The sequence below is a fragment of the Candidatus Campbellbacteria bacterium genome, from assembly GCA_024653945.1.
Taxonomy (GTDB): domain Bacteria; phylum Patescibacteriota; class Minisyncoccia; order Phycocordibacterales; family EsbW-18; genus EsbW-18.
The window spans coordinates 78,037-92,963 of the sequence record JANLIT010000002.1; the positions used below are offsets into that span (position 1 = coordinate 78,037).

Consider the following 14,927-nt stretch of genomic DNA (forward strand, 5'->3'; position numbering starts at 1 on the left):
TATATATGTTAATACCTACCGTTATTGAAAAGTCCCAGTTCGGCGAGCGCGCGTACGACATCTACTCTCGCCTGCTCAAAGACCGCATTATCTTTTTAGGCGGACCGATTGATGACCATGCCGCAAACATCATTATTGCCCAACTCCTCCACCTTGAGTCACAGGAAACGGACAAGGACATTTCTTTCTACATCAACTCCCCGGGGGGTTCTGTTACAGCAGCTCTCGCTATTATTGATACGATGAATCACATCAAACCTGATGTTTCTACGGTATGTGTTGGTCTTGCGGCTTCAGGAGGTTCATGGATTTTGTCAGCCGGAGCCAAAGGAAAGCGTTTTGCCCTCCCAAATGCCGAAATCATGATTCACCAGCCACTCACTGGTCACATTGAAGGGCAAGCAACAGATATTGCCATTACCGCTGAGCAAATCATCAAAATAAAGAAGAATTTGACACAAATGATGGCTGATAATACGGGTCAAACATACGACAAGGTTGCGAAAGACATTGAACGCGACTTCTACCTTTCAGCAACAGAGGCAAAGAAATATGGTGTTATTGACGATATTTTGACGAAAAAGACGGGAAAGAAGTAGAGATTGGATACCGGAGACTAGATACTGGAAAACCAGGGGCTAATTCTTGCCTGCCGGCAGGTAGGCGCACGAATTAGCCCCTGGTTTTGTGTTTTCTCCTATTTTTGAACTTTGTGCTTTGAATTTTGTGCTTTTAACAATCATGACTTGCCACACATACAAATAGAGCGTATGATGTGTGCATTACAACAATTAAACCGTGAAGCTTGCTTGAAAATTTTGTAAAGTATATGAATACCCTATCAGTACAACTCTTGAAACGTCTTTCTTTTCTACCAATTCTTACTGTGGGTCTTTAATTTTTTCAAAAATTTCATAGCGGTTTCCTAAAACCGTATGGATTTAAAACTTGTCGCCTTCCTTCTCGCAGCCGCGGGTTTGGTTGGTATCGCTCTCGGATATTTCCTACGCTACCTTGTCTCTCTTGGTCAGCGCGGGTCTGTTGAGCTTGAAATAAAACGTAAGTTGCTTGAAGCACAGGAGGAAGCAAACAAGGTTCTTGAAAATGCCGAAAAGAAAGCTCAAGAAACACTGTCGAGTGGACGCACCGAGGCCCGCGAACTTGATGAGAAACTAAAAAAGACCGAGGAACGCCTCATTAAGAAAGAGGAATTGCTTGATAAACGCCAGACCGATATAGACCAAACAGGCGAAGAATTTAAACAAAAAATTGAAGAGGTGAAGGTTTTGCGCGAAGATGCAGAAAAATTAACGGAGAAGCGCCAGCATGAGTTGCAATCACTCTCACACCTCACCGAAGAAGAGGCGAAGGATTTATTCATTAAAGAAGTTGAGAAAAAATACGAGGAAGATCTCATGGTGCGCATGCACAAACTTGAGATTGGTGGCAAAGAACAACTGGAAAAGAAGGCACAGGATATTTTGGTTACGTCCATTCACCGACTTGGAAGTAATGTGTCCTCCGACGTAATGTCATCATCTGTTGATTTGCCAAGTGACGACATGAAGGGAAAAATCATCGGCAAAGAGGGGCGTAACATCAAAGCATTTGAACGCGCATCTGGTGTTGAGGTTGTGGTAGATGACACACCGGGACTCATTATTCTCTCATCATTTGACCCCGTACGACGCGCGGTCGCCAAATTAGCTTTGGAGCGCCTCATTAAAGACGGGCGTATTCAACCAGCACGAATTGAAGAAGAGGTTGAGAAAGCACGACTTGAAGTCAACAATATTATTAAAGAAAAAGGTGAGCAGGCAGCATACGACGCTGGCGTGTTTACACTTGACCCGCGCATTATTTCTATTCTCGGACGTTTACATTTCCGCACGAGTTACGGACAAAACGTATTGCAACACTCGGTTGAAATGTCACACCTCGCTGGCATGCTTGCGGAAGAATTAGGAGCTGATGTTGCTGTATCAAAAGCAGGAGCACTCGTGCACGACATCGGAAAAGCAGTTGACCACGAAATTCAAGGAACACATGTTGAAATCGGACGACGTATTTTGCAAAAATTTGGTGCCGACGAAGCAATCATTAAAGCAATGCAGGCGCACCATGAGGAATATCCATACGAAACCATTGAATCAATCATCGTGCAGGTTGCTGACGCTGTTTCAGGGAGTCGTCCTGGCGCACGACGTGACACCGTTGAAAATTACCTTAAGCGTTTGAGTGATTTGGAAAATATTGCTACATCATTTGAAGGTGTTGAGAAAGCATATGCGATTCAAGCGGGACGTGAGATTCGTATTTTCATCAATCCGGAGAAAATTACCGACATTGAAGCAAAAACAATGGCACGCAGTATCGCTGACCGTATTGAAAAGGAATTAAAATTCCCTGGAGAAATTAAGGTTAATGTGATTCGCGAGAATAGAGTTATAGAATACGCCCGGTAGTCATATAACATGTAACGTGTAACAAAAAAGGTCGGCTCCACCATGGGGCCGACCTTTGTCGCTTTAAAGAACCTTCGCGAGTTTCACTCGGGTAGTGGTTCGATCCACGCCTCAGCAACAAGTACCAGACGACCCGTTGCCACGTCACGAACGTGGTAGTTTACCCACGTATACGTTTTTCCACAACAAATGTCTTCTCGTATCTCGTTGCCTTCGATGATGCCAGTTCCCACGCGAGCACCCTTAGTGTTGCAGGAAACTCGCGTACCGTTCGGAAGAACCATTTCGGGCCAGAAACATCCTGGAACGAGCTCCAAGTGAACATGGTCATCAGAAATCTCCAGAACCCGCAGGGTCTGGAGGTCCAGAACCAGGTAGATGAGCCACCCCTCTTCCCGCTCACCATACCAAACCTCTTTGAATAGGTGTCCGAGCACGACACCCTGGCCACTCAGTAGGCCAGAGCACACAACCCTCTTCCTCGGTGAAATGACTTCAGATGCACACACCATTGTTCACTCCCTCTCTACCTAGAAAAATGTTACGTTGAAATTGTAATCTTCGATAGTTATACATTTTTATATAGAAAATGTCAACTCACCGCCCTTTCTCTTCATATCCACACTATTCTCTAGGGGTATTGCTTAAAAAACGGCTTCGTTGCTATACTTTTGTATACGGTCGAATAAAAACCATTACCAACCACTAGTGGTTATCAAAAAATATGAATAAAGCAGCACTTGTCGAGCGCATTGCAGAACGTCATGGTGTTACCAAGGCAGACGCAGAGCGCATCATGGACACAGTCATTGATTCAATTACATCAACGCTTAAAGGCGGAGGTGAAGTTGCAATCGCTGGATTGGGTGCGTTCAAAGTTCGCGCCCGCGCAGCACGAACAGCACGCAACCCACGCACAGGAGCATTAGTAAATGTTCCCGCAACAAAAGTGCCAAAGTTTTCAGCAGCAAAGGCACTCAAAGAAGCAGTGAAAGGAAAATAATTTTCATTTCATTGTCCCACATACAAAAAATCTCCTTCGGGAGATTTTTTGTATACAATCATTTAATTTTCGGTCACTGAAAGCGACCGTTGCCGCCGCAAGGTGGTGTTTTTGTTTTGTGTGTGCGGGATGCCGGAATCGGACCGGCGACACCAGTTTGGAAAACTGGAGTTATGCCACTTAACTAATCCCGCCTTCGCTGCGCTTCGGCGGGTAAACCCGCCAGACAATATCCGAACAATACCTACTCAATGCACAAGCAACACGTAGAAGCATGGTACCAAAAAATTGAGAAACGACAACGCCTACCTACGCAGACGCGCCCGCCTCGTATGAGGTGGGCGCGTCAATCAAGAGTATGTAAAACGTGCACTACTCAGCCGATGAGCCGTCAGCATCTGATTCATCCTCGTCCGCACCTTCTCCATCTTCACCAACCTCAGGTGCCTCATCCTCGGGGTCGTTCTCAAGAGGCGTTGCCGCAGGACTTTCATCACCATCTGTTGGAAGTGTAATATCGTCTAAATCTGACATATATACAATAGGTTAATTGGCAATGGTATCCGCATGGTGCGAATTCCTGCCTGCCGGCAGGCAGGCGCATGAGTATAGCAATGTGTCTGTGTTTGTCAACCAAAATCACCACCATGTTGCATCAGGGTAATTTTATGCGCCCTTATTTTCTTTATTTTTTATCCCGTTAGAGAATATTTCAATACAACGTCTTGTGTGTCACCCAAGTTCTCTAACGGGATTTATTACATCTATCGAAACCACTCACGTAGTGTTCGTGGCCACGACAGCATCAACAAAAGTGCGAGAGGGGCTCCCCAGTTTGCAAATCGTTCAATGAAATCCCAGATTGATTCTCCAACAATTGGACGAAGAAGTGCGGTCCAAAATCCCCACAACACTGCCCACAACAACACAACGCGAATTGGTTTGAGAAGAACAACAAGCGCAACAAACATATCAGCAACACCAATCAACATAAGAAGCGTTATTGCAGTACCGAGGTCAGCACCAGTTAATTTTTGTATCCAACCGAGCCACTGTTCTTTTCCATCAAGGGCTAACATACCATGACCAATAAATTCTCCAGCAACCGCAATTCGCAACACCCACTGAATAAGTTTTGTATTCATCCCGTTTAGAGGCAGGTCGCGGTCATTGAAAATTTCCGAAACCTGCAAATTATTCTAGTAAAACAACTACTCATTATCCACCATACAATCCCGGAAGCGACCGCGGCCTCTAACGGGATTCATGTACTAAAAGTATTAAAAATAAACTACCACACCCAGTGTAGCCTTTCTTATTTTTTCTTCCTAGACACTGTGTGAATTGCTTTTAACACCCACTCTGTAAGCACTTCCCTATCTTCAAGCACGTCTGTGGGAACTTCATAATAGTTTTTCAGCACCTGCTCCTTGCTTGGACGAAAACAATCCATACCTACGTCAATAAATTTCTGTTTACTTTCGTTATCAGTTTTTACATACAGCACGTTATCAGAAATAATCGCAAAAAATATCCCCTCAGCATACAAACCAAAACCACCAAACATTTTTCGTGCGGTTACGTCTGGAATAGCCATAAGCTGATCCAGCACAAAGTCTTTAAATGATTCGTCCACAAGTGTCGGGGCGCCGAGAATCGGACTCGGTCTATCTGCTCCCAAAGCAGACGTACTACCGGTATACTACGCCCCGTAACAAAAACAACAATATCATGTCTATACTGATTTTAATAGACCCTTTCTTGTTTTATATCATTTTTTCTTTCTTCATCGTGCAATATTCGATGACAATTTGCACAAACAACTTCACATTTATTTATTTCCGACTTAATACGCGAGAGACCGACCGCACGACGAAATGTTCCGACTGTAAATAATTTATCTTTTCCATTTTTGTGATGGAAATCAAGAACTCTTGGATCTCCAACTCCGCACCTACTACACCCTTTTTGTTGTTTGTATTCTAGAATTAATTGATAATAACGATTAATAAGCATTTGTTTTGTAATACGGTAACAATCGCGACACTTTCTGCGCCTGTACACTTTTTTCTCAGTCGTTAGAGCAACCCCAAAGAAGGACTCTGGGAGCGATTTTCCACAATATTTACAAACTTTTTCGCACTTTTTCATGTCCCAATCCTAGCGCATCAAGATAAATTTGGGATAAAGTAAAGTATCCCAAATTTTTCGGGCCGTCGTATAGTGGCAGTACACAAGGCTGGGGGTCTTGTAGTGAGAGTTCGATTCTCTCCGGCCCGACCGTAGTTCTAAAGGACATTCTCAATGAAGAGTGTATGAGCTGTTTTGTCCTTTAGATTAAGTCGAATTGCCACAACATCTACCTGATACCGTGTTTCACGTGAAATATGTTTCTCAACTAGGTATGTCTGAATTGCCCTAGAAAGTCGCTCGAGCTTTTCACGCGTAACGTGTTCCTCAGGTCTGATCATCGAGGTTAAACCTTGATAACCTGTTTCACGTGAAACGACACCGTTCCCTGTTTCGCATGAAACACATTTAACTTCAACAAATCTCAAAACTTTATTCTTTTGGGCAATAATATCTATCTCTCCCCATTTCTTTAGATAGTGTCTTTCTGTAATCTTAAAACCTCGTTTCACAAGAAACAGACACGCTAATTCTTCTCCTATTTTGCCTATTTTGATGTGTTTTGGGTCATTTTTCATGGAAAATAAGATTTCATGTGTAACAAATACCTATATGTTTCACGTGAAACACTTATATCGGACATTATTAGAGACAAATTCTATAATATGGCTTAACTGGGCTATTTTACACTGATATTTGCCTTTATTTTACACATGTCCAATTGCCTGTCTTTTACACATATCCCCGTTGTTGTCCACAGTTTTAGCCATTTTACCCTTTTAAAATAAAGTTTTCTTAAAGACATGGTTGTTTTGTCTTTATAAAAATTTTATCTATTATCTTTTGGTCGAGAGTTGGTTAGAATTTGCTAAATTTTTTTATCTGATTTGCTCACAAAAAGATTATTGACATACAAATTATCGTATATTGTTATAAACATATGGTAAATTCAGTGAAAATAGATATACTGTTCTTTGCGGTGGACTCGTCCGCCGAACAACGTGCAAGGCGGGCATGGTTTAGTGGTAGAACACGTCCTTGCCAAGGACGAGACGGGAGTTCGATTCTCCCTGCCCGCACACAGAAACAGGTTATAATAAATAAAGCTTATTAATGTTGCTCCCGTGGTGAAATGGATATCATGACAGGCTTCGAACCTGTTGTTGGGGGTTCGAATCCCTCCGGGAGCACAGAGTGTAATACAATGTTTTCGAAGGGATTCGAAAGTCGGAGCGCGACGGCGCGACACAGTAGGTCAATGTACTCATTGAGACGGGCAATCAGTAGATTGTGCCGAAGTAGGCTTCGAAAATAATTGCGATCGAATCCCTTACAATAGTTGCAAGAACTGTATGAAAGACCTACCAAAAGAAGCGCGGGGGATTGTGGCCCTACTGCAACATAACGGGTACGAGGCGTATCTTGTTGGTGGTTGCGTGCGCGACATGTACCTTGATTGCACACCAAAGGATTGGGATGTGACCACAAATGCAAATCCCGAACAAATTCAGGCGCTTTTTCCACATACTTTTTATGAAAATGAGTACGGAACCGTTGGTGTGGTGAACGATGAAACAGAAGATGCAACACTCAAAGCAATTGAAGTCACGCCATATCGAAAGGAGAGCGGGTACAGCGACAAACGACACCCAGATAGTGTTTCTTTTGGCACATCTCTTGAAGAAGACCTTGCGCGACGAGATTTTACCATCAACGCATTCGCGTTTGATACCACAACCAACACACTTGTTGATGTATATGATGGAAAAAAAGATTTGAAGGACAAACTCATCCGCGCGGTTGGTGATGCGGAGAAACGATTCAATGAAGATGCACTCCGCATGTTGCGCGCTGTTCGTTTTGCAACGGAATTTGGTTTTGATATTGAAAAAAAGACGTCGGATGCAATTCTCAAACACGCAGATGACCTCGCACATATATCGGCCGAGCGTATTCGTGATGAATTCACTAAAATGCTTTTGTCAGACAGCCCATTTCGTGGAGTACGGCTTCTCCACGAACACAAATTGCTCTCGTACATTGTTCCAGAATTAGAGAAGGGAATTGATGTGGGTCAAAATCAGGCCCATTCTTACACGGTTTTTGAGCACATTGGACGAACACTGCAAGCTGCTGCTGATAAAAAATTCTCACTTGAACTTCGTCTTGCGACACTTTTTCATGACATCGCAAAACCACATACAAAAGCGATGGACACAAAGAAAAATGATTGGTCTTTCCATGGACATGAAGTTGTGGGCTCACGTCTTGCACGCAAACGAATGCAAGAGTTACGTTTTCCAACAGAGATTGTTGAAAAAGTGACGAAACTTGTTCGATGGCACATGTTTTTCTCCGATACAGAACAAATTACACACTCCGCTGTGCGTCGTCTCATTCGAAATGTTGGTCCAGAGAATGTTGAAGATATTTTGAATGTGCGCATCTGTGATCGAATTGGAACAGGACGACCAAAAGAACAACCATATCGTTTGCGTAAATACAAAGCCATGATTGATGAGGTGCTGCGCGACCCGGTGTCTGTTGGAATGCTTAGTATTGATGGTAAACAGCTTATGGAGCTCCTTGGAGAGCGTCCCGGACCACGTATTGGATGGATTCTCCATGCACTCCTTGAAGATGTACTTGATGACCCAACACAAAATACAAAAGAGTATTTGGAAACTCGCGCACAAACACTTGTAAAGCTTCCCGACGCAGAACTCCGCATACTTGGTGAAAAAGGGAGAGATGCACAGGAAGAAGCTGAGGAAAAAGAAGTTAAAAAAATCCGCTCCAAACATCACGTGGAGTGAGAAGAAGCTTGTTAGCTTCGTTAGCTTGTAGCTTATTAGCTTTTTAGTTTGTGGAGAAAACAAAACCTGCCCGAGCCGAAGCTGGGGCAGAAGTGCGTCGCTGTGGACAGAGAAAGCTATCTCTGCCAAACCCGAAGTGCCGGGAATCCGTTCACAGCGTCTAGAGTCATCAGATTACCAGGAGCCGTAACGTAAAGTTCACTCTCCCGAGTCCTCGCTTGAATCTCCGCGTGTTGGAAGAATCCCCTCAGTGAGGTGGTGGCGGTCTTGTTCATGATGAATACCTCACCAAACGGGTTCACGCGGACGAGAATGCGACCGTCGTCAAAAACCGTTTTCATGACTTTCTCCTCCTGTTTTTTTGAGCACGGTTGCTCGAGAACATTCGGTAGTATTATATTACATTTTTTATTATTGTCAATATTCTCTAATTCGCACGCCTGCCTGCCGGCAGGCAGGAATTAGTCCTCTTCCAACTTCCATTATTTTAAATTAAATACGCATACGCATATGTGACTTATAGCCACGACCGTGGCTATAAGTCACATATGCAAAAAGCCGCCCTGAAGTCACGGAACGCAATTCGGTGAAGAATAACCTTCTGTAACAGTGCAAGACGGCCTTGGCTTAGGATTGCTCGGAGAGAAATCCTTGTGTGGATATGGGGTAAGAAGAGCCTGAACGTATAGACTGGAGGTGCGTATGTGGGGCGCACTATTCTCGTGTCTTGTCTTGCGAGACAATTTCACGCAAAACCGTTTGTTGCTTTTTTCCTCAATCCCTATCCTTGGGAAAGAACGAATGTGTCAGAAAGAGGCAAGGAGATTTGTGTGGGGTATATTTAATTGGGCCCCTTTGCTCTGACTCTGGTAGTAAGTGTAAAGGACATGCATACGAGTGTAAAGGACAAAAGTGCATAACTCTACTCTTAATGTCCTTTACTCAGCACTTAAGAATTTAAGTGCTGAGTAAATGCCGGACATCAAAAAACCTTTGTATACAAAGGTTTTTTGGCTTACTACTTTTCCCGACGTTTCAGTCGGGACCCCGACCACAGCGTCGGGGCTACTTACTACTTACTTCTAACCCAACCGGGCAGTGATCGGAGCCGTACACATCCGAAAGTATTTCTGAACGTTTAATTTTTGGAAGAAGATTTTGAGAAACAATAAAGTAGTCCAATCGCCAACCAATATTTCTATCTCGTGCGCGAGAAATGGTATCCCAATATGAGTAGGCATTTTTTGTGTCGGGATGAAAATGTCGGAATGTGTCAACAAATCCGGCGGAGAGAACTTCATCCATCCACGCGCGTTCTTCTGGCAAAAATCCAACGTGTCCTTCATTTTCTTTCGGTCGAGCAATGTCTATTTCTTCATGCGCGACATTGACGTCACCACAAAAAATCACCTTTTTGCCATTTTTCCTTAGTTTTTTAATGTGTTCCAAAAATGCGTCATAAAAATCAAGCTTGTACTGAAGCTTTTCTGGAGAACCCCCTCCGTTTGGAAAATAGACATTCAAAAGTACAAAATCTTCAAAAGCGGCTTCAATAAGACGTCCTTGGGTGTTGAACTTTTCAGGTAACACATCAAAAGAGACACTTTTAGGCTCTTTTTTTGAGTACACGGCTACACCACTATATCCTTTTCGTTCTTTTGATGAGTTGAAATAGGCAAAATAACCTTCTGGCTTTTGAACTTCTGGAGAAAGTTGGCCTTCTTCTACTTTCGTTTCTTGAAGGCAAAAAATATCAGGTTTTTCTTGTTCAAACCAATCCCAATACCCTTGATTAAAGAGTGAGCGAAGTCCGTTTACATTCCACGAGATAATTCTCATCCCGTTAGAGATAGGAAATGCGGGGCATTTCCGTATCATGTTTATCTTTCTTTAAAAATTCGACCATGTTTTTAATTCTCCACACATCGCCCGTTCAAAACTGAGAGATCTCTAACGGGACTCATACAATGATTGTATCCAGCACTAAACGTTTCTCCAAATGCACTGGAGCATTTAGTGCTGGATGTACTTTCTGATACAATACACGTGCTTATAACATTATTATTTAAATACATTTGGAGGTCTGGCCTCCCAAAAACATATGATGAAAGGAAAATGTGGAGTGGCAAAAATTATTTGGATTTTGATTATTGTTGGAGCAATTAACTGGGGTCTTGTAGGTCTCGGTGGATTCTTCCAGAGTAACTGGAACATCGTCAACCTTATTTTTGGCAGTTTGGGATGGTGGGTTGAGGGTGTTGTCTACGTTCTCGTCGGAGTAGCCGGTGTTATGTCACTCTTTCACTGTAAGTGTGCGAAATGTAGTACGTGTGAATCATGTGGTGCAAACAACATGAAAAAGGAAGTGCCAATGCAACAGATGTAATTCAGAAAAGACCGGACCTCCTCTTGGAGGTCCGGTCTTTTTTATAACAACACCCCGCTCGAGTACGAGCGGGGTGTTGTGTTGTTATTGGAACTTTTAGGAGAAACTAATTACTATACTTAGTTAGTGGCACTGTTCCGTTTGTTGGTTGTGAATACAGTGTTTGAATTACACAACTAGTGTATGTGAGCCAAGAACTCAACATGGTGTCAGCACCTATAACTTGTGTTCCGCTGACTTGTAATGTTGGAAGGTGGCAACCTGGAACCTCACCTCCACCCCCACCTCCGTCTCCGGGAGGAACTGGGGGTACCGGTGGTCCCACTGGCACCACATTACTATCAAAGAGATACGCGTTACGTATACCTCCGGCCATTATTTTTCCCTGCGGAGTCATAAAGAGGTGTAAAGGTTGTCCTGCCGATTCACCTATACTGGCTGTTCCATAATCTCGGCGTAGAGGTGCTTCTGCGACACCGGCAAGCGTGCCGTCGTGCCACAAGGTGAAATATCTCTCATCAATACCCGGATAACCAGCAAACACCAGGTATGAGCCGGCAACCGCAAAAGCAGGAAATATGGCCATGTCTCGTCTGTTGATATTTGTAAGAACGCTTTCTGGTACTGTCAATTCTCCTGCAGGTTCCAATCCGTTTGCGCCACTCGTAAAAAGAAAAATTCGATTTGAGTAATTAAGATTTCTTCCCGACTGGCCAGTGTGTGAAGTCACCGCCAAGCGTTTTGGAGTAGATGTGTAATCAATTGCCACTCTTCCGGGACACAAATTATCCGGCAGTGTTAGTTCTTGTACTGATGTGATCCCACCGTCTGATTCGGCTCTGAAAACAGTTGGCGTATACGAGACTGGGGTAGTACACCTGTCAGATGAATTTCCTACGCGTCCAAGTATGTAATCTCCAAAACCCACAAGAGGTCTCAGCGAGTGTTCCTCTCGCTCCGCAAGTATCTGGAGTGATGGTGTGGAAAGGGTTACATCTCTACCACTGTTTCCATCAAGACCAACTTGTACGTTACCGATTACTTTGCCATTGGCGGCGGCAAAGTTACTGTTGCGAATAATAAAATTTGATGAGGGTGAGAAAAGTACACCCCCCCCAGAAACTTGATAATATCCCGCGTGTTCGGCTCCCGCTCCATACGTATTTCCCGAGACACTTCCACCGTTCGAGCGAACTGCCATAAAAAATCCTCTATCACCATCGGCAACCATTTGAGATTCGGCATTTCCGTGGAAGAACAGCGTCTGAAACCTCGAACCACCATCCATGCAAAGATCACGTTGAGAAATAAGTGTACCATCATCTTTAAAGAACCACGCTCCACCTTGTCGAAAAGGTGGATATGAGCTCAAGTAATTTTGATCTTTAGGACCACCACACGCACCAGAGAATGCGAACGCACCGTTTGCATATGCTGCACTTTGGATATTCTGAGTGCCAAATCTTGGTCCTGGATACACCATTAAATTAGGTAGATCAAGCAGTGTCGCAACAAGCGGTAATCGCAAACCCGCCTCTGGCGCAGCAACAAAAGGCACTTCAAGATCACAGTGACGCGTTCCGTGAGAATTTGAAACCGTCATAGTAAAGACAGTGTCTTTTGTTATTGGTCCAGTTACAATACTGCCTGTTTGTTGAGAGTCCGCACGTGCAGGATCTGGAGCACCAACAGTTGGTGTACCTGAAGGAGTAGCTGGAGCATCATCAGCTTCTATTGAAATAGTTGTTGGTAAATATCCCACGGTGTACGCGAGCGTTACCGTTCCCCCCGTTGCTGTTTCCGGATTACTTCTCATTTGACAATTTGGTGCGTGGGGAGAGGGTGGTGCACCAGAAGTAACAGTTAAATTTGATGATATGGTGAGGCCGGCATACATGGCGTTAATCTGCGCAACACCCGCATGAAGTCCCAAAATTTCTTGTAGATTTCCACCGTGAGGAGAACCTGCGTTGTGAATAATCGTACCTTCCTGTGGAGAAGAAAATGTTGTGTAGCCACTCACATCATTCCAACTCCCTCCATCGGCACTATATTCGGAACCAAAAATAGCGGGGTTACTACCGGCCTGCACCGTTTGAGGCGCTGGGTTCATGCGCAAAGATGGCCCGCCAGATGGAGCCGCTGGTTCATACCCAAGAAAAAACAATATTGAAGTTTCAAAAGGACATTGAATTGTTGCGGTTGGGGGATTACCTGCATTAATCAACACAAGACGAGAGGTTCCAGCCATTGGCTCTACATCAATACGATATCCCCCAGGAGGTAATGGGGCACCACTATTTGTTGTGTTAACACTCTGAAAGGTTTGACCATTTCCTGGGAAAAAACGTGATGAGGAAATGACGGTCCCAGCGGGTCCTGTGATAGTAAAGGCGGGGTATGTGTTGAGAGGAAGTTGGCTACGTGAAAAACCGACACTAATATGATTACATGCATCCACAGCTGATGCGTTTTGAATATTAAACGACGCAAACCCAACAACGCTCAGAGCGACGACAGCTATTCCAAGGAGATATTTTTTCATGAGTATATATTACTAATAGTTCTTTACATTCTACTCTTTTTCGCGATTAGTGTGAAACTTGCTGTGGACTTCTTTGAGGTGTTTGTCCGTCACGTGTGTATAAATTTGCGTCGTGGTGATGTTAGCGTGACCAAGAAGCGCTTGTACGCTTCGTAAATCGGCACCATTCTCCAGTAGATCAGTGGCAAATGAGTGGCGAATGACGTGTGGTGTTACTTTTTTGCTAATACCAACCTTAATCGCATATCGTTTTACCAATCTTTCAACAGAGCGCGCGGTGAGACGCAAATCTTTTGCATTCTTTGACGCTTTTCCAAACTGAATGAACATCGCATCATCCATGTCGGTTCGTTTCTTCAAATAGTCGTTGACGGCATCACGCGCGGAAGGGGAGACAAACACAACACGCACCTTTTCACCTTTTCCACGAATGGAAAATTCCCCGCGTGACAAATCAATATCTCGAGGAAGTGACACCAGCTCTGACACGCGCATGCCTGTTGAAAAAAGAAGTTCCAATAATGCCTTATCACGAAGAGCGCCGACCAAATCGCCCTCGGGCGCTTTCATAATGCGGACCAATTCAACTGGCGTAATCAAATCAAGGTCGCGATCTCCGACTTTTGCGAGTTCAATGGCTTCTGGTTGGAGTGTTGTAATGTTTCGTTTGCGTAAAAATTTCAAGAATGCCCGTAAGGCAATCAAATAATAATTTTGTGTGTTCTTTTTGAGCGTTCCGCTGTTTTGTGCTTCATGTTTCATGGTTCGTGCCTGCTGACGATTGAGCCACAAACGAAACTCGCGCACGGATGTTTCGGTGATATCAACAGGTTTAGAAATCTTAGAAAAACCAACAAATCTTGAGAGGTACCTATCATAGTTTTCAATCGTCTTGGTAGAGCGCCCACGTTCAATCTCAAGGTATTCAAGAAATTCGTGTTTTAATTTTTCAACAGGGTTCATCGCACTAGAGATAGAAAACGTGAAACGTTTTCGTGGTTATATTGGTAATGTACAAATCAATACACACATTTTTTGTTCGAGTAAGAGTGGTTTTCATAACTGAGAAATCTCTAATGTGATTCATACTCCCTATTCTCCCGCACTTTCTAGTGTCGCACAATATTATTTTGCGCAACTTCTCTGCTTGACAACAAGAGCTATTCTGTGTAGAGTGTGCGCAGAAAGATCGGCAACCAAAGGAGAGGTGGTATGAGCAACGGAAGGTTTCCGAATTACCCCGGCTCAAAAAAAGAGGGGATGCTTCTGAAGTTTCCAAGCTCTTCGAGCATTGGAAAGGGGATTGTTGTGGAAATGGGAAGCGAAACCGAGAAGCCAGCGACTTCAAGGGCAGAAGTTGCCAGAAAGTTCTACCGAATGGAGCTCTACCTTGGAGCTCTTCAGGGAAGGATCCGGCCCGAGAACATCGCCAGTAGGAAGTCGGGCCTCAAGGAGTTGAGTGACTCTCAGCTTCTCAACGTGGTTGAGAACTCGAGCGAGACGACGTGGGGGGTGCACCCGAGTTTCTACTGGGCGCTGTCGGAAATCATTCGTGAACGAGGCATTCCGCTTCTTCCGTGAT

Annotated in this window: 15 protein-coding genes and 5 tRNA genes; 9 read left to right on the forward strand and 11 right to left on the reverse strand. The window is 44.1% G+C overall.

Translation table 11 applies throughout. The features are described from left to right. Positions 1 to 5 precede the first annotated feature (5 nt). Together NUW02_00845 and rny are read left to right on the forward strand one after the other, a co-directional pair. Positions 6 to 599: an ATP-dependent Clp protease proteolytic subunit gene (locus NUW02_00845; GenBank protein MCR4274587.1), complete on the forward strand. Its 594-nt coding sequence runs from the start codon at positions 6 to 8 to the stop codon at positions 597 to 599. Between the two features lie 336 nt (positions 600 to 935). Then, positions 936 to 2,465, forward strand: coding sequence for a ribonuclease Y (rny, locus tag NUW02_00850; GenBank protein MCR4274588.1), 1,530 nt, complete (start codon positions 936 to 938; stop codon positions 2,463 to 2,465). 83 nt (positions 2,466 to 2,548) lie between these two features. Here rny and NUW02_00855 read toward each other — a convergent pair whose 3' ends face one another. Then, the gene (locus NUW02_00855; protein ID MCR4274589.1) at positions 2,549 to 2,902 is read right to left on the reverse strand and encodes a hypothetical protein; all 354 of its coding nucleotides are present in this window, start codon (positions 2,900 to 2,902) and stop codon (positions 2,549 to 2,551) included. Positions 2,903 to 3,189: 287 nt separating this feature from the next. Between NUW02_00855 and NUW02_00860 the strand changes: the two genes are divergently transcribed. Next, a complete protein-coding gene (locus tag NUW02_00860; protein ID MCR4274590.1) occupies positions 3,190 to 3,468 on the forward strand; it encodes an HU family DNA-binding protein in 279 nt (92 codons plus the stop codon). 123 nt (positions 3,469 to 3,591) lie between these two features. On the opposite strand, the gene NUW02_00865 is transcribed toward NUW02_00860, so the two are convergent. The 6 genes from NUW02_00865 to NUW02_00890 all read right to left on the reverse strand — a co-directional run bounded on the left by NUW02_00865 (position 3,592) and on the right by NUW02_00890 (position 5,619). Beyond that, positions 3,592 to 3,662 (reverse strand) — tRNA-Gly (locus NUW02_00865). Between the two features lie 178 nt (positions 3,663 to 3,840). After that, positions 3,841 to 4,002 carry a hypothetical protein gene (locus tag NUW02_00870; GenBank protein MCR4274591.1) on the reverse strand — a complete coding sequence of 54 codons (162 nt, stop codon included), beginning with the start codon at positions 4,000 to 4,002 and terminating at the stop codon, positions 3,841 to 3,843. Between the two features lie 230 nt (positions 4,003 to 4,232). Further along, positions 4,233 to 4,613 carry a hypothetical protein gene (locus tag NUW02_00875; GenBank protein ID MCR4274592.1) on the reverse strand — a complete coding sequence of 127 codons (381 nt, stop codon included), beginning with the start codon at positions 4,611 to 4,613 and terminating at the stop codon, positions 4,233 to 4,235. 170 nt (positions 4,614 to 4,783) lie between these two features. Beyond that, positions 4,784 to 5,104, reverse strand: coding sequence for a TfoX/Sxy family protein (locus NUW02_00880; GenBank protein MCR4274593.1), 321 nt, complete (start codon positions 5,102 to 5,104; stop codon positions 4,784 to 4,786). Positions 5,105 to 5,109: 5 nt separating this feature from the next. Next, a tRNA-Pro gene (locus NUW02_00885) sits at positions 5,110 to 5,180 on the reverse strand. A 34-nt stretch (positions 5,181 to 5,214) separates the two neighbouring features. After that, the gene (locus NUW02_00890) at positions 5,215 to 5,619 is read right to left on the reverse strand and encodes a hypothetical protein (protein ID MCR4274594.1); all 405 of its coding nucleotides are present in this window, start codon (positions 5,617 to 5,619) and stop codon (positions 5,215 to 5,217) included. Positions 5,620 to 5,677: 58 nt separating this feature from the next. Between NUW02_00890 and NUW02_00895 the strand changes: the two genes are divergently transcribed. Next, a tRNA-Pro gene (locus NUW02_00895) sits at positions 5,678 to 5,748 on the forward strand. An 8-nt stretch (positions 5,749 to 5,756) separates the two neighbouring features. On the opposite strand, the gene NUW02_00900 is transcribed toward NUW02_00895, so the two are convergent. Next, positions 5,757 to 6,176, reverse strand: coding sequence for a YraN family protein (locus NUW02_00900; protein MCR4274595.1), 420 nt, complete (start codon positions 6,174 to 6,176; stop codon positions 5,757 to 5,759). A gap of 430 nt (positions 6,177 to 6,606) precedes the next feature. On the opposite strand from NUW02_00900, the gene NUW02_00905 reads away from it, so the two are divergent. The 3 genes from NUW02_00905 to NUW02_00915 all read left to right on the forward strand — a co-directional run bounded on the left by NUW02_00905 (position 6,607) and on the right by NUW02_00915 (position 8,414). Beyond that, positions 6,607 to 6,677, forward strand: a tRNA-Gly gene (locus NUW02_00905). 39 nt (positions 6,678 to 6,716) lie between these two features. Beyond that, a tRNA-Arg gene (locus tag NUW02_00910) sits at positions 6,717 to 6,788 on the forward strand. Between the two features lie 162 nt (positions 6,789 to 6,950). Further along, the gene (locus NUW02_00915) at positions 6,951 to 8,414 is read left to right on the forward strand and encodes an HD domain-containing protein (protein MCR4274596.1); all 1,464 of its coding nucleotides are present in this window, start codon (positions 6,951 to 6,953) and stop codon (positions 8,412 to 8,414) included. Positions 8,415 to 9,479: 1,065 nt separating this feature from the next. On the opposite strand, the gene NUW02_00920 is transcribed toward NUW02_00915, so the two are convergent. Next, complete coding sequence (locus NUW02_00920; protein ID MCR4274597.1) at positions 9,480 to 10,292, reverse strand: exodeoxyribonuclease III; 813 nt, start codon at positions 10,290 to 10,292, stop codon at positions 9,480 to 9,482. A 223-nt stretch (positions 10,293 to 10,515) separates the two neighbouring features. Here NUW02_00920 and NUW02_00925 point away from each other — a divergent pair, with 223 nt between their 5' ends. Continuing rightward, a complete protein-coding gene (locus tag NUW02_00925) occupies positions 10,516 to 10,800 on the forward strand; it encodes a DUF378 domain-containing protein (GenBank protein ID MCR4274598.1) in 285 nt (94 codons plus the stop codon). 106 nt (positions 10,801 to 10,906) lie between these two features. Here NUW02_00925 and NUW02_00930 read toward each other — a convergent pair whose 3' ends face one another. Then, positions 10,907 to 13,345, reverse strand: coding sequence for a hypothetical protein (locus NUW02_00930; protein ID MCR4274599.1), 2,439 nt, complete (start codon positions 13,343 to 13,345; stop codon positions 10,907 to 10,909). Between the two features lie 30 nt (positions 13,346 to 13,375). Beyond that, positions 13,376 to 14,308, reverse strand: coding sequence for a tyrosine-type recombinase/integrase (locus NUW02_00935; GenBank protein MCR4274600.1), 933 nt, complete (start codon positions 14,306 to 14,308; stop codon positions 13,376 to 13,378). A 249-nt stretch (positions 14,309 to 14,557) separates the two neighbouring features. Between NUW02_00935 and NUW02_00940 the strand changes: the two genes are divergently transcribed. Next, positions 14,558 to 14,926, forward strand: a complete 369-nt coding sequence (locus NUW02_00940; GenBank protein MCR4274601.1) for a hypothetical protein — start codon at positions 14,558 to 14,560, stop codon at positions 14,924 to 14,926. Position 14,927: the final 1 nt, after the last annotated feature.

Coding starts and splice junctions, on each gene's coding strand:
- NUW02_00930 (MCR4274599.1), bottom strand. CDS start 13,345: ATGAAAAAATATCTCCTTGGAATAGCTGTCGTCGCTCTGAGCGTTGTT.
- rny (MCR4274588.1), top strand. CDS start 936: ATGGATTTAAAACTTGTCGCCTTCCTTCTCGCAGCCGCGGGTTTGGTT.
- NUW02_00940 (MCR4274601.1), top strand. CDS start 14,558: ATGAGCAACGGAAGGTTTCCGAATTACCCCGGCTCAAAAAAAGAGGGG.
- NUW02_00860 (MCR4274590.1), top strand. CDS start 3,190: ATGAATAAAGCAGCACTTGTCGAGCGCATTGCAGAACGTCATGGTGTT.
- NUW02_00845 (MCR4274587.1), top strand. CDS start 6: ATGTTAATACCTACCGTTATTGAAAAGTCCCAGTTCGGCGAGCGCGCG.
- NUW02_00915 (MCR4274596.1), top strand. CDS start 6,951: ATGAAAGACCTACCAAAAGAAGCGCGGGGGATTGTGGCCCTACTGCAA.
- NUW02_00870 (MCR4274591.1), bottom strand. CDS start 4,002: ATGTCAGATTTAGACGATATTACACTTCCAACAGATGGTGATGAAAGT.
- NUW02_00925 (MCR4274598.1), top strand. CDS start 10,516: ATGATGAAAGGAAAATGTGGAGTGGCAAAAATTATTTGGATTTTGATT.
- NUW02_00890 (MCR4274594.1), bottom strand. CDS start 5,619: ATGAAAAAGTGCGAAAAAGTTTGTAAATATTGTGGAAAATCGCTCCCA.
- NUW02_00875 (MCR4274592.1), bottom strand. CDS start 4,613: ATGAATACAAAACTTATTCAGTGGGTGTTGCGAATTGCGGTTGCTGGA.
- NUW02_00935 (MCR4274600.1), bottom strand. CDS start 14,308: ATGAACCCTGTTGAAAAATTAAAACACGAATTTCTTGAATACCTTGAG.
- NUW02_00920 (MCR4274597.1), bottom strand. CDS start 10,292: ATGATACGGAAATGCCCCGCATTTCCTATCTCTAACGGGATGAGAATT.
- NUW02_00900 (MCR4274595.1), bottom strand. CDS start 6,176: ATGAAAAATGACCCAAAACACATCAAAATAGGCAAAATAGGAGAAGAA.